A 12685-nucleotide genomic window follows, 5' to 3' on the forward strand; every position below is an offset into this window, starting at 1 on the left:
AAATCAGACAGACAAGCACGGGGAGTTGAACCGGTTATGACGGCAACACTGGAATTAGGGGCACTCGCCGCCGACACCGCTGAGATCGCTACCGGCTGGCACCGGGTTTGCGCTGTGGCGGAACTCGAGCTCGCCTGGGGCGAGGCAGCACTCATCGCCGGCCGCCAGGTAGCACTCTTCAGGACCGGCCCCAGTGAGGTTTTTGCGGTGGCCCACCGGGATCCGGCGACCGGTGCCCACGTGATGGCCCGCGGCATCCTGGGATCCCGGGGCACCAGGCCAACCATCGCCTCGCCGCTGCACAAAGAGGTTTATGACCTCGAAACCGGCGAATGCTTCGGGACCGCGGCGGTGCGCCTGGAAACGTTCCGGACCCGCATTTCCGACGGTTTCATCGAAGTCGAGGTCTAGCAGGCACCGCTAGAGGCCGAGGGCCTCGCGGACATCGCCGATCACCGCATCCAAGGCGAGCCGGGCCGCCTGCCGGGCCTCCGGAAGCTCGGCTGCTGACTCCACCGGGCGGAGGACTTCGAGATAGCACTTGAGCTTCGGTTCGGTGCCGCTGGGCCGGATGATGACCCGGGTCTGGTCACGGGTCAGGTACAGCAGGCCATCGGTGGGCGGCAGGTGTTCGCTCCCTTCGGCGAGGTCCACAGAGGTCTCAACGGCGGATGAACCGAAGGACTCGGGCGGTGTGACGCGCAGGCGGTTCATCATGGCATCAAGCAGGCCCAGGTCCGCCACCCGGATGCTCAGCTGATCGCTGGCGTGCAGTCCATGCTGGAGGTAGAGCTCATCCAGCGTGTCGAAGATGGTCTTGCCGGCAGCCTTGGCGGCGGCAGCCATCTCCGCGATGAGCACGGCGGCCGAGATGCCGTCCTTGTCCCGGACCAACTCCGGCGCCACACAATAGCCCAGGGCTTCCTCGTAGCCGTACAGCAGCCGGGGTACCCGGGAAATCCACTTGAAGCCCGTCAGTGTTTCCTCATGCGCGTAGCCGGCCGCCGCGGCGATGCGGGAGAGCAGCCGTGAGGACACGATGGAATTGGCGAATACGCCGGCGGATTCGGCCCCCGCTGTTTCGCCGCCGTCGGGCGCTTCGGCGTTGTCCGGTTCGGCACTGCCTGCTGCAAGATCGCTGCCTGCCGCGAGACGGGCCACGATATGGGCCCCCAGCAACGCCCCCACCTCATCCCCGCGGAGCATGCGCCAGGCACCGGTGTCCGGGTCTTTTGCGGCTACCGCGGCACGGTCGGCGTCGGGATCGTTGGCCAGGACAATGTCGGCATCGAGGCGGGCGGCGGTCTCGAGTGCCAGGTCCAGGGCGCCGGGCTCTTCCGGGTTGGGAAAGCTCACCGTGGGGAAATCCGGATCGGGCTCGGCCTGTTCAGCCACCAGTGTGACGTCGGCAAAACCGGCGGCAGCCAACACTGTCACCGCCGTTTCGCCGCCGACGCCGTGCATGGGGGTCAGGACAATCCGCAGGTCGCGGGAAGGGAAACGGGCAGGATCGGCGAGCGCCGCCGTCGCGCGTTCGTAGTCAGCGGCCACAGAAGGGTCCAGCACGGTCCAGCCGTCAGCGGCGAGGGCAATGGACTCCAGGGCGCCGACCGCCTCAATCCGCTCGGCGATCAGGGCGTCGTACGGCGCCACGATCTGCGCTCCGCGTCCGCTTTCCGCCACGGCGTGGCGGCCCAGGTACACCTTGTAGCCGTTGTCCTGCGGCGGGTTGTGGCTGGCGGTGACCATCACGCCGCCGTCGCAGTCGAGGGCACGCACGGCAAAAGCGAGCAGGGGAGTGGGCAGGGCCGCCGGCATCAGGAAGGTGTCAATCCCGGCAGCGGTGAAGATTGCCGCCGTTTCCTCGGCGAAGATGTCTGAGTTGTGGCGGGCGTCATAGCCGACGACGGCGCGCGGCCGGGTTCCGGGCGCGGCCTTACCGACGGCGTCGGTCAGGAAGGCGGCGAGGCCGGCGGCGGCGCGGCGAACCACCACGCGGTTCATCCGGTTTGGCCCGGGTCCGAGGGCGGCGCGGAGGCCGGCGGTGCCGAACTGCAGGGTGCCGCTGAAGCTGTCGGCGAGTTCCTGGTTGGCGGCGGCGGAGCCTTCATCCGCCAGCTGCAGCAGCTCGGTGAGCGCGGCGGCAGTGGCCGGATCCGGGTCTTTGGCCGCCCATTCACGGGCTCGGCTGGACAAGGAGGCGGCATCGGTGGACGTCATGGGGTCAACGCTATCGTCATTGCTCCCGGAACGGTCCCGGACACCCGCCGGTGACGGCGGAATCCCGCCCGAACAAACCAACGCGGGGTCACTTAACGCCCGAAAAAAGCCCGAAATTGAGCGTTAAGTGACCCCGCGTTGTCTTAGAGTTTTGCGATGATCCCGGCCAGCAGTTTGGAAATGCGCGGTCCGGCTTCCTGACCGGATTCGAGCACTTCCTGGTGGCTTAGCGGCATGGGGCTGATGCCGGCAGCGAGGTTGGTCACCAGCGAAATGCCGAAGACTTCCATGCCCGCATGGCGGCCCGCGATGGCTTCCAGTGCGGTGGACATGCCCACCAGGTCCGCGCCGATCCGCTTGGCGAACTGTACTTCGGCCGGGGTTTCGTAGTGCGGCCCGGAGAACTGGACGTACACGCCCTCGTCCAGTGAAGGGTCCACTTCGCGGGCGAGGTCCCGGATGCGAGAGCTGTAAAGGTCTGTCAGGTCAACGAACGTGGCGCCCTCGAGCGGGGACGTGCCGGTGAGGTTGATGTGATCTTTGATGAGCACCGGCGTGCCCGGAGTCCAGCTTTCATTGATGCCGCCGCAGCCGTTGGTGAGGACGAGGGTTTTGCAGCCGGCGGCCGCCGCCGCCCGGATGCCATGCACCACAGCACGGACCCCCTTGCCCTCGTAGTAATGGGTCCGGGCGCCCAGGACCAGCGCGCGTTTGCCTTCCTTGGTCAGCACTGACCGGATGGTGCCCACATGCCCCACCACGGCCGGGGCATGGAAGCCGGGGACCTCGTCCGCGGTCAGGGTGGCGGTGGTCTCTCCGATCAGGTCGGCGGCTTCGGCCCAGCCCGACCCCAAAACCAGGGCGACGTCGTGGCTGGCTACTCCGGTCTTCTTGGCAATGTACTCAGCGGCCTCGCGCGCGGCGTCGAAAGGGTCCATGGTCAGGAAGTCTGTATCACTCACTGGTACAAACTATCGTGCCGGCACACCTGTGCACAGCGTCACTGGCGCCGGTAATCCGCCCCATGAATCAGGCACTTTATTGATGTCCCGGCGCAATTGGGGAGAGAATGGTTGATTGTGACTACGCATCCAGACTTCAGCTCACCCCGGATCGCAATCCTGGGAGGTGGCCCCGGCGGATACGAAGCCGCCATGGTCGCAGCCTCCCTGGGGGCGCAGGTCACCATCATCGAACGTGCCGGACTCGGCGGTTCGGCGGTGCTCACCGACGTCGTACCTTCCAAAACCCTGATCGCGACGGCGGATCTGATGACCCGCGTCGGGGAGGCAGGGGAGCTGGGAGTGAAGTTCGACGTCGACGGCGGCGACTTTGTGCCCGTCATGCACGCTGACCTCAAACACATCAACGACCGCCTCCTTGGCCTGGCCCGCCAGCAGTCACAAGACATCACCTCCGGCCTGCAGCAGCACCAGAACATCCGCATCATGATCGGGTCCGGCAAGCTGGTGGACAGCCACACCATCGAGGTCCTGACAGCGGACGGCACGGAAACCGTGGAGGCAGACACCATCCTGCTCGCAGTGGGTGCACACCCGCGGGAGCTGCCCACGGCCCGGCCCGACGGTGAGCGCATCCTGAATTGGGCGCAGATCTACAACCTTGACGAACTTCCCGAGGAACTGATTGTGGTGGGGTCCGGTGTGACCGGCGCGGAATTCGCTTCCGCCTACAACGGTCTTGGCTCCAAAGTGACCCTGATTTCCAGCCGTGACCGTGTGCTGCCGGGGTCGGACACCGACGCCGCAGTGGTGCTGGAGGAAGTCTTCGAGCGCCGCGGCGTGCGGGTCATGTCCCGTGCCCGGGCCGAGACCGTAGAGCGGACCGAGGGCGGCGTGGTGGTCACCCTAGGTGACGGTTCGAAGGTCACGGGCAGCCACTGCCTGGTCTGCGTGGGCTCCATCCCCAACACCGCCGGCATCGGCCTCGAGGAAGCCGGCGTGGCCGTCACCGAGAGCGGCCACATTAAGGTGGACGGCGTCTCCCGCACCACGGCGCCGAACATCTACGCCGCCGGCGACTGCACCGGCGTCCTGGCGCTGGCCTCGGTGGCTGCGATGCAGGGCAGGATCGCCATTGCCCACTTCTTAGGTGACGCGGTGATGCCCATCAAGCTGCACCAGGTGTCATCCAACATCTTTACGTCACCGGAAATCGCCAACGTGGGTGTCACCGAGGCAGAGATCCAGTCCGGCAAGTACCAGGCTGACATCATCAAGCTGTCGCTCAAGAGCAACGCCCGCGCCAAAATGCGCAATGCCAAGGACGGTTTCGTCAAAATTTTTGCCCGCAAGGGATCCGGCACCGTCATCGGCGGTGTGGTGGTGGGGCCCAACGCCTCTGAGTTGATCTTCGCCATCTCCATCGCCGTGAAGCAGAAACTCCACGTGGACGACGTCGCCAGCACCTTCACCGTCTACCCGTCCCTCAGCGGCTCCATCTCGGAAGCGGCCCGGCGCCTGCACGTCCATATGTAGCGCACATCCTGGCCTCCGGAATTGGGACGGGTCCTAGAACGGGTAGGGGGCGATGTCCGGCCGGACCGTGAGCCACTGGATTTCGGTAAAGGACTCCATGTTGGCGTGGTGTCCGCCGATCCGTGAGCCGTTGCCCGAGTTCTTAGTGCCGCCGAACGGTGAGTTTGCCTCATCGGACACTGTCTGCTCATTGATGTGGATCTTGCCGGAGTCCAGCTGGTCGGCGATGGTCATCGCCATGCCCACTTCGCCCAGGATGCCTATCGAGAGGCCATATTCGTTGCCGTTGGCGAGGGCCACGGCTTCCTCCACGGTGGAGAACTTCATAACGGGAGCCACCGGGCCGAAGATTTCGTCCTTCCACGCCCGGCTGGCCACGTCGAGGTCAGCGAGGACGGTGGGCTGGTAGAATCTGCCGTCGTGCGTTCCGCCGGCTGCCAGCCGGGCCCCGCCCTGTACCGCGTCTTGGACGATCGAGTCGACCCGGTGGAGCTGCTTTTCGTCGATGATCGGGCCCAGCGCCACGCTCCCGCTCTTTGGATCTCCGACCGGAAGATGCGTGGCCTTCTCCGCGAGAGCGCTGACATAGTTGTCGTAAATGTCCTCGTGGACGATGTGGCGACCGGCGGCCATGCAGATCTGGCCCTGGTGCATAAAGGAACCGAAAGCCGCGGCGGAGGCGGCCTTGGCAAGGTCCGCGCCAGGCAGCACAATGAGCGCGTTGTTACCCCCGAGTTCCAGGTGGGCGTGCTTGAGCAGCCGTCCGGCTGTCTCGCCGATCTTCCGCCCGGCCGCCGTCGAGCCGGTGAAGGCGATGACGCTGACCTCCGGCGCCTCGACGACGGCGGCGCCGATCTCGGCCCCGCCCGGCAGCAGTGCCAGGAGCCCGGGAGGCAATCCGGCTTCCTCGAAGATCCGGACAAGGGTGACCCCGCCGCAGACTGCGGTGCGGGGATCCGGCTTAAGCAACACGGCGTTGCCAAGCGCCAGCGCCGGAGCGACCGCACGGATGGAGAGGATCAGCGGGAAGTTGAACGGCGCAATGACGGACACGACGCCGACAGGACGCCGGCGCGCGAAGGACCAGCGGTTCTCGTTAGACGTGAGGACGTCCCCGGCCGGAAGGGAGGGTAACGCCGAGGCGTCGTAGCATTCGTTGGCCGCGGTGTGCGTTTCAACGCAAGCCTTGGGCGGGATGCCGCCGGACTCACGCACGATCCAGTCCTGGACCTCGGCGGCGTGCTCCTCCCAGAGCATCCCTGCGCGGCGCAGCACGGCGGCGCGGTCCTCGGGATTGAGTTTCGCCCAGTCCCTTTGGGCGGCTGCCGCTGTTGTGGCGGCTTCGCGGACGTCGTCCACGGAGGCGAGACCATAGGTCCCCAGCGTATCGCCGGTAGCTGGCTCGACGGCGTCGGCTGTCCCGCCGCCTCCTGGGCGCCAGCCGTTGAGGTAGATCTTTCCCTCCCAGAGGGAGGCATCGAGCAGGGACATGTCCTGTCCTTTCGTGGGGGATACGTCGTACCACACCGGCCAGTGGGACGGTGAACCGGACCGGGCCTTCGTACATCACATGCCGTCGGGCCGCGGCCCGTCAAGAGGATGGCGCGGTTTCGCAACGACGGGGACGTTCGGCCCTACTTCCTCGCCGACGGCGCGGACACAGTGGAGCATGGCCAAGATCTACATCCCTTACGGGAGCGTTGAAGGACAGACCGCCCAGATTGTGGAGTACGTTGCCGATGTAATCCGGCTCACGGGCACGAAGCCGAAACCGTGGACCTCAAACACTCCGGCGATACCATCCCGGACGGGCAGGACGCCGTCATCGTGGCAGCGTCCGTGCACATGGGCAAGCACGAGAACTTTGTTCTCGATTTTGCCCGCAAAAACCGTGCCGAACTTGAGCGGCTGCCGTCCGCGCTGATTTCAGTGAGCCTGGCCGCCCACGGTGACGAGCACAACGCCGAAGGTTATGTGGCCGAGTTCGAAGAGCAGTCCGGCTGGCATCCGGCCCATGTCGGGATCTTCCCGGGAGCGCTGCTCTATACGCAGTACAACTTTCTCAAAGGCCAGCTGATGAAGAAGATCGTTAGGGACAAAGGGTCCACGGACCTCGACACATCCCGCGATTACGTTTATACCGAGTGGGACGGCGTGAAGCGTTTTACCGAAGACTTCCTGGCAGGATTAGCTGAGCCGTCCAGCCAGGACCGGGCATAGGGCCACTTACGATCGTGCGTAGGCCGGGACCGTGTGTCCGGGCGCAAAGGGCTTGAACCACTGCTCGAAGCCCAGCTTGTCGGTGTCAATTTCGGGAGCGTCGGGGCCGTCCGCGTACAACGCTGCGCTGTCCGCGTCTTCGAGCAGGACCTCCTCAACCTGTGCCCGCCAGTCTTCCGGCAGATCCAGTTCGTAGATGTCCTCGGTGATTTCCGCCTGGTCCAGCAGGCAGCGGACGGCGAGTTCGGCCGCGATGCAGCCGGGTGCGGCCCAGCCGCGGCCAAGGGAGGCAGCTATGTCCGAGGCGACGACAATGAACTTCCGGGTGAACCCGGCGTCGTAACTGGACGCGAACTGGGGCGGCAGGGAGGACAGCACGTAGGACTTGGCGATGCCGGACGGGGTGACGGCAGCCAGGCCGGCCTGTGTTTCGAGATCGTGGAAGAGTTGGTCAAGAAGAATGCCCGACGAGTTCCAGAGGAGGCCGGCCAGGAGGCGGGTTTGGCTGACAGCTTTTAGCCGGTCCGCGGCTGGGACCGCAGCCATCTCGGCCAGGTCTTCCGGGCCGAACTGGAGCCGCTGTTCCGGGGTCATGTCATCGGGGTGCGGATCAAGGCCCAGGAGTTCCAGGCTCAGCCCGGTCAGCTTGCCTGCGTCAGCCAGCAGTTCCTCGGTGATGTCGTCGTCTTCGTCGGCATTCATGGCCCCGATGCTACCGGCAGGGCGTCGCTTGCACGATTCGCGTTACGTGGGGGCTCGATACCCGGTACTTAGGACTCTGGGCCCCCTCACCGCAGAGCCGAACAATATTGCCATGACAAACGTGCTGACGCCGATTCCCTTCCGGACACCCCGAGCCGGCGTGACGCTCATGGCGCTGCTCGTCCTCTTCCTCGCAGGGTGCGGCCAGCCCGCCGGCCAAGGCGGCCCGTCGTCCCCGGCCACCCCCTCATCCGGCACAGGGAGCCCGGCCTGCGATCTCATTACCCCGGAGATTGCGGCCAAAGCTGTGCCCGGGATCATGCCTGCGGGCCGGAACAGCCCGGCCAAGCCGCCAGGAAGCAAAGCGTATGAATGCATCTATTCCAGCAAATCCGATACCGGCATGACGGCCCTGTCAGTGGCCCTCACGTCCCCTGCCTCGGCGTCCGACATCTCGAAAGCGAGTCGACGTCGGACTGCTCACCCGTTGCGGGCATTGGCGACTTCGCCTGCCTGCAGTGGACCGGATACTTCCGCGGTGAGGCCGCCGGTGCCTCCGCGAACGCGGTGTTGACGGCCGTCCGGGGCAATGAGGTCCTCGAGATGCCATACGTGACGGGACCACCGATGGCAGGTGGCGGCGTACCGGACGGCAACGCGATGGGCCGGGCGCTCTCGCAGGCTGCAGTGGACGCCGGCTGGGGCAACGGCACAGCACTGGACGTTCCTGCCGCTCCGCCCGTGGGGCCGCCGGCCACGACAAACAACTCGGTCTGTGCCCTGGTCAGTCCCCAGCAGGTACAGCAGGCAGTCGGGGCCAAGTCCCCGCCGCAGATCCTCCCGAACGAGGTCAGCTGCCGTTACACGTTTGGTGAGCTGGGGACGCCGGGTCCGGACTCCATGATTTTCTCGATCGAGGTCCTGAAGGGGGCAGCGCCGGCCCTGGCCGGCCCGGGCCCGCGTGGCGAGCCGCTGGATGGCATTGGGGACAGGGCCTTCTTTTTCATGACAACGGAACCCGCCGGACCCAAGTCCCTCCGTCCGGCCGGCGACGTCCCGATTACCATCCTGTCGATCTCCGCGGTCCGGGGCCAGAACATCGCGACCATCGTCGCGCAGGTCCTGATCTCACCGACCGGGCCCACCGCAGAACAGACCAAGGACCAACTCATCTCCCTGGCGCATGGCATCGAGTTCTGATCGGCACGTTTCCCGGTCCGGAGGCCGGGGGCCACCTCAGGCGGCGGGAGCCGCCTGGAAGTGTTTTTCGATGAGCCCCTTGATGTCGTCATGGCAGCCGCCGCAGCCGGTGCCGGCCCGGGTGGCTTTGGATACGTCGGCCACGGTGGAGCAGCCGCCCTCAACAGCCCCTTGGATTTTGGTCCCGCTGACACCCGCGCAGCGGCACACCGTGCCTGCAGGATCGGCAGGGCCGGAGCCGGCCAGCTGGTCGGGACCGTCGAGCCGCAGCAGCAAGGACCTGTCCGCCGGCAGTTCCGCCCCGCGTTCGAACAGGCCAACCAGTTCGGCTGCCGTCCGCGGCATACCCACTGCCACGAGGCCTTCGAGCACTCCGCCGCGGGTGGTCATTTTGACGTAGCGGCCGTGCTCGGGGTCCGCCCACTGGGCGATCTGCAGGCGCGGCCGGCCGTTGACGGCACCGGCGGTGAGGGCTTCCTCGTCCCACGGGTCGGCCGCGTTGTCCCCGGCCACTGCCATGTTCATGCCACGTGCCTTGAGGACAATCACGCCGGCCTGTTCCCGGGGCAGTTCTTGCAGCGCGTCGGCCTCGTCCTGCGTGCCGGTGGCCAGCAGGGTCAGGTATTCGGCAAGCCATTCGGCCTGCCGCCAGCCCGGTCCCACCAGCCCGGACGGGCCCTGCGCGGTGCGGCACTCATGGCAGGCGGGGTCCGGGCAGCGCACCTCGGCGCAGTCGCCGATGGCAAAGATGTGCGGCTCGTGGTGCGCGCGGAGCCGGTGGTCCACGAGGATTCCGGTACCCGTGGACAGGCCGCAGCCTTCGGCGAGCTCGGTCCGCGGCCGGACGCCGCACGAGAGGACCAGGAGATCCCCGTCGATCGCGGAACCGTCATCGAGCAGCAATGCCGAAAAGCCGCCGTAGGGCGCGTTGTGCTCCACCCCGGTGGACCGGGCGTTGCCGGCCATCCGGACGCCGCAGCGGCGCAGGCTGGCCGCGAGGACCGCGCCGCCGCCGCGGTCGATGTTGCGGCCCAGCGGATGCGGGCCGTTGTGGACCACCGTCACGGTGGCGCCTTCCTCGGCCGCGGCGAGGGCTGTTTCGAGGCCCAGGACGCCGCCGCCGAGCACCACCACCCGCTTGCCGCCGTCGACGGCTGCGCGCAAGACCAATGCGTCGCGCAGGTCCCGGAGCGCCGTCACGCCGGCCGGAAGGACGGGGGCTGCCGGGTCCGGGTTGATGCCGGTGAGGTTGGGGATCACGGGACGGGAACCCGTGGCGAAGACGAGGCGCTCGTAGTGGGCCGCCGTGCCGTCGGTGAGGATCACCTGCTGGCGTGCCCGGTCCACGCGGCGGACCCGGACGCCCAGGCGCACGTCCACGCCCTCGGCGATCAGGGCGGCTGCATCGGAGAGTGCCAGCGCATCCGCGGTGGTGCGCCCCACGCCCAGGTCGGCGACGAGGACCCGGTTGTAGGCCGCCTCCGCTTCCTCGCCCACCACGGTCACGCTCACATGCCCGTCGCGGACCGCAGGCAGGAGCTCATCGATCAGGCGGCCTGCCACCGGGCCGAATCCGACAATGACAATCTGCTCGCTCATGAGGCCTCCGCTGTTTGAAGAACACTGTGCTGACGTTCGCTGCGCTTAGGTTCGCTGCGTGCGGCCGCCCGGACCCAGACTTTGTTGAACTTGAATTCAGGCATCCCGGAGACGGGGTCAGTGGCGGCCTCCGTCAGGCGGTTGGCGCTTTCGAGTTCCGGGAAATGGAACGGCAGGAACACGGTCTCCGGACGGATGGCGGTGCTGAGCTCCGCCCGGCAAAGTACCTCGCCGCGTTCGTTGGCCACTGACACCAGGGCACCGTCTGCAATGCCCATCGCCGCTGCGGCGGCCGGGTGGATCTGCACTGTGGCCTCCGGCTGGGTGGCCAGGAGCTCGGACACCCGCCGGGTCTGGGTGCCGGACTGGTAGTGCTCCAGGAGGCGGCCGGTGATGAGGGTCATGGTCTTTGCCGCCGGATCAGTGTTGGCGGCGGGTATACGACGGCGGCGCGGCGTCACTGCGGTCATGACCGCCTTCCCGTCGGCGTGCGGGAAGCTGTCCAGGAAGAGCCGCGGTGTGCCGGTGCTGCCTGCGGGGTACGGCCAGTAGGCTGCCTCGCCGCGGTCCAGCATGGCGTAGTCGATGCCCGAGTAGTCGGCCAGCCCGCCGGCGGAGGCGAGGCGCAGCTCCTCGAACACCGTTTCGGGGTCCTCGCTGTAGGTGGACGGGGCATCCAGTGCCTCGGCCAGGCGGGCCATGATCCAGAGTTCGCTGCGGGCACCGGCCGGCGGCTGGATGGCCCGGCGGCGGCGCAGGACACGTCCCTCAAGGTTGGTGAGCGTGCCCTCCTCTTCGGCCCACTGGAGGACCGGCAGGATGAGGTCGGCCTCGGCGGCGGTCTCGGACATAAAGAAGTCGCAGACCATCAGGAAGTCCAGGCTGCGGAGCCCGGCGATGACGGCGTTCGCGTCGGGGGAGGCCACCGCGATGTTGGAGGCATGCACCAAAAGGCAGCGGACGCCGTCGGGCTTTCCCAGTGACTTCAGCAGCTGGACGGCGGGGAGGCCCGGGCCGGGAATGGTTTCCACCGGGACGCCCCAGACGCCGGCCACGTGGGCGCGGGCCGCGGGGTCGGTGATCTTGCGGTAGCCGGGGAGCTGGTCGGCCTTCTGGCCGTGCTCGCGGCCGCCCTGGCCGTTGCCCTGGCCGGTGAGCGTGCCGTAGCCGCTGCGGCGTGAGCCGGGCAGGCCGAGGAGCAGGCTGAGGTTGATGGCCGCGGTGGCGGTGTCGGTGCCGTCGACGTGCTGTTCCACGCCGCGGCCGGTGAGGATGTAGCTGCCGCCCTTGCGGGCGCCGTCGGCAAGCCTGCGGGCGGTTTCGCGGATGAGGTCCGCCGGGACGCCGGTGATGGACTGGACCCGCTCGGGCCAGAAGGAGCTGACGCTCCGCACCACCGCTTGGTATCCGGTGGTGCGGGCCGCGATGAAGTCGCCGTCCGCCAGGCCTTCGTGGACGATCACGTGCGAGAGGCCCAGCAGGAGGGCGAGGTCGGTGCCCGGCAGGGGCTGGAGGTGGAGGCCGCCGCCGTCGGCCGTGAACTTTGCCGTCGCTGAACGGCGGGGATCAACCACGATCAGCCCGCCGGCGTCGCGGGCACCTTGGAGGTGCTGCACAAACGGCGGCATGGTTTCGGCGACGTTGGAGCCCAGCATCAGGATGGTGCTGGCGGTATCCAGGTCCGTGAGCGGGAACGGCAGTCCGCGGTCAACGCCGAAGGCCCGCATGCCGGCGGCTGCTGCGGAGGACATGCAGAACCGGCCGTTGTAGTCGATGCGCGAGGTGCCGAGGGCCAGCCGGGCGAACTTGCCCAGCATGTAGGCCTTCTCGTTGGTGAGTCCGCCGCCGCCGAATACGCCGACGGCGTCCGCACCGTAACGTGTCTGCGTGTCCTGGACGGCTTTCGTGACCAGGGCCAGGGCCTGGTCCCAGCCGATGGGGCGGTGGATGCCATCGGCCCCTTTGAGGAGGGGTTCGGTGACCCGGCCCGGGTGGTTAAGGAGCGTGGCCGAGGTCCAGCCCTTTCGGCACAGGCCGCCGCGGTTGGTGGGAAAGTCGCGTCCTTGGACGTCGAGGGGCGCTGCCAGGACAGGGCCCGTTGCGGAGGCCGGTTCAGAGGCCTTCAGGAGGGCAGGCACGGGGACTGGCCCCGGCTTGGAGGCCGGGGCCAGTCCCGCTGGAGACGTGAGCGTCATGGCGCACTGCAGGGCGCAGTAAGGGCAGTGCGTGTCGGCGCTGTTGGTCAT

Annotated in this window: 10 protein-coding genes; 4 read left to right on the forward strand and 6 right to left on the reverse strand. The window is 67.4% G+C overall.

The window, feature by feature from the left end; translation table 11 throughout:
• Positions 1 to 36: 36 nt before the first annotated feature.
• A complete protein-coding gene (nirD, locus tag AB4Y73_RS10605) occupies positions 37 to 411 on the forward strand; it encodes a nitrite reductase small subunit NirD (protein WP_441871387.1) in 375 nt (124 codons plus the stop codon).
• 9 nt (positions 412 to 420) lie between these two features.
• Here nirD and AB4Y73_RS10610 read toward each other — a convergent pair whose 3' ends face one another.
• Together AB4Y73_RS10610 and AB4Y73_RS10615 are read right to left on the reverse strand one after the other, a co-directional pair.
• Positions 421 to 2220 (reverse strand): phospho-sugar mutase, encoded by a 1800-nt coding sequence (locus tag AB4Y73_RS10610; RefSeq protein WP_441871388.1) that lies wholly within the window; start codon positions 2218 to 2220, stop codon positions 421 to 423.
• A 143-nt stretch (positions 2221 to 2363) separates the two neighbouring features.
• Positions 2364 to 3182 carry a purine-nucleoside phosphorylase gene (locus tag AB4Y73_RS10615; RefSeq protein WP_441871389.1) on the reverse strand — a complete coding sequence of 273 codons (819 nt, stop codon included), beginning with the start codon at positions 3180 to 3182 and terminating at the stop codon, positions 2364 to 2366.
• 117 nt (positions 3183 to 3299) lie between these two features.
• Here AB4Y73_RS10615 and AB4Y73_RS10620 point away from each other — a divergent pair, with 117 nt between their 5' ends.
• Positions 3300 to 4718, forward strand: a complete 1419-nt coding sequence (locus AB4Y73_RS10620) for an NAD(P)H-quinone dehydrogenase (RefSeq protein ID WP_441871390.1) — start codon at positions 3300 to 3302, stop codon at positions 4716 to 4718.
• Positions 4719 to 4751: 33 nt separating this feature from the next.
• Here AB4Y73_RS10620 and AB4Y73_RS10625 read toward each other — a convergent pair whose 3' ends face one another.
• Complete coding sequence (locus AB4Y73_RS10625; protein ID WP_441871391.1) at positions 4752 to 6209, reverse strand: aldehyde dehydrogenase family protein; 1458 nt, start codon at positions 6207 to 6209, stop codon at positions 4752 to 4754.
• Between the two features lie 282 nt (positions 6210 to 6491).
• Between AB4Y73_RS10625 and AB4Y73_RS10630 the strand changes: the two genes are divergently transcribed.
• The gene (locus tag AB4Y73_RS10630; protein ID WP_441871392.1) at positions 6492 to 6938 is read left to right on the forward strand and encodes a flavodoxin domain-containing protein; all 447 of its coding nucleotides are present in this window, start codon (positions 6492 to 6494) and stop codon (positions 6936 to 6938) included.
• 6 nt (positions 6939 to 6944) lie between these two features.
• Here the strand turns inward: AB4Y73_RS10630 and AB4Y73_RS10635 are convergent, their stop codons facing one another.
• Complete coding sequence (locus AB4Y73_RS10635) at positions 6945 to 7640, reverse strand: hypothetical protein (protein ID WP_441871393.1); 696 nt, start codon at positions 7638 to 7640, stop codon at positions 6945 to 6947.
• Positions 7641 to 8012: 372 nt separating this feature from the next.
• On the opposite strand from AB4Y73_RS10635, the gene AB4Y73_RS10640 reads away from it, so the two are divergent.
• The gene (locus tag AB4Y73_RS10640; protein ID WP_441871394.1) at positions 8013 to 8840 is read left to right on the forward strand and encodes a hypothetical protein; all 828 of its coding nucleotides are present in this window, start codon (positions 8013 to 8015) and stop codon (positions 8838 to 8840) included.
• A 36-nt stretch (positions 8841 to 8876) separates the two neighbouring features.
• On the opposite strand, the gene AB4Y73_RS10645 is transcribed toward AB4Y73_RS10640, so the two are convergent.
• Positions 8877 to 10439, reverse strand: coding sequence for an FAD-dependent oxidoreductase (locus tag AB4Y73_RS10645; RefSeq protein ID WP_441871395.1), 1563 nt, complete (start codon positions 10437 to 10439; stop codon positions 8877 to 8879).
• The gene (locus tag AB4Y73_RS10650) at positions 10436 to 12685 is read right to left on the reverse strand and encodes a molybdopterin oxidoreductase family protein (protein ID WP_441871396.1); all 2250 of its coding nucleotides are present in this window, start codon (positions 12683 to 12685) and stop codon (positions 10436 to 10438) included. Before AB4Y73_RS10650 ends, AB4Y73_RS10645 begins: the two co-directional genes overlap by 4 nt.

Source organism: Pseudarthrobacter sp. TAF60_1, from assembly GCF_052113505.1.
Classification (GTDB): Bacteria; Actinomycetota; Actinomycetes; order Actinomycetales; family Micrococcaceae; genus Arthrobacter.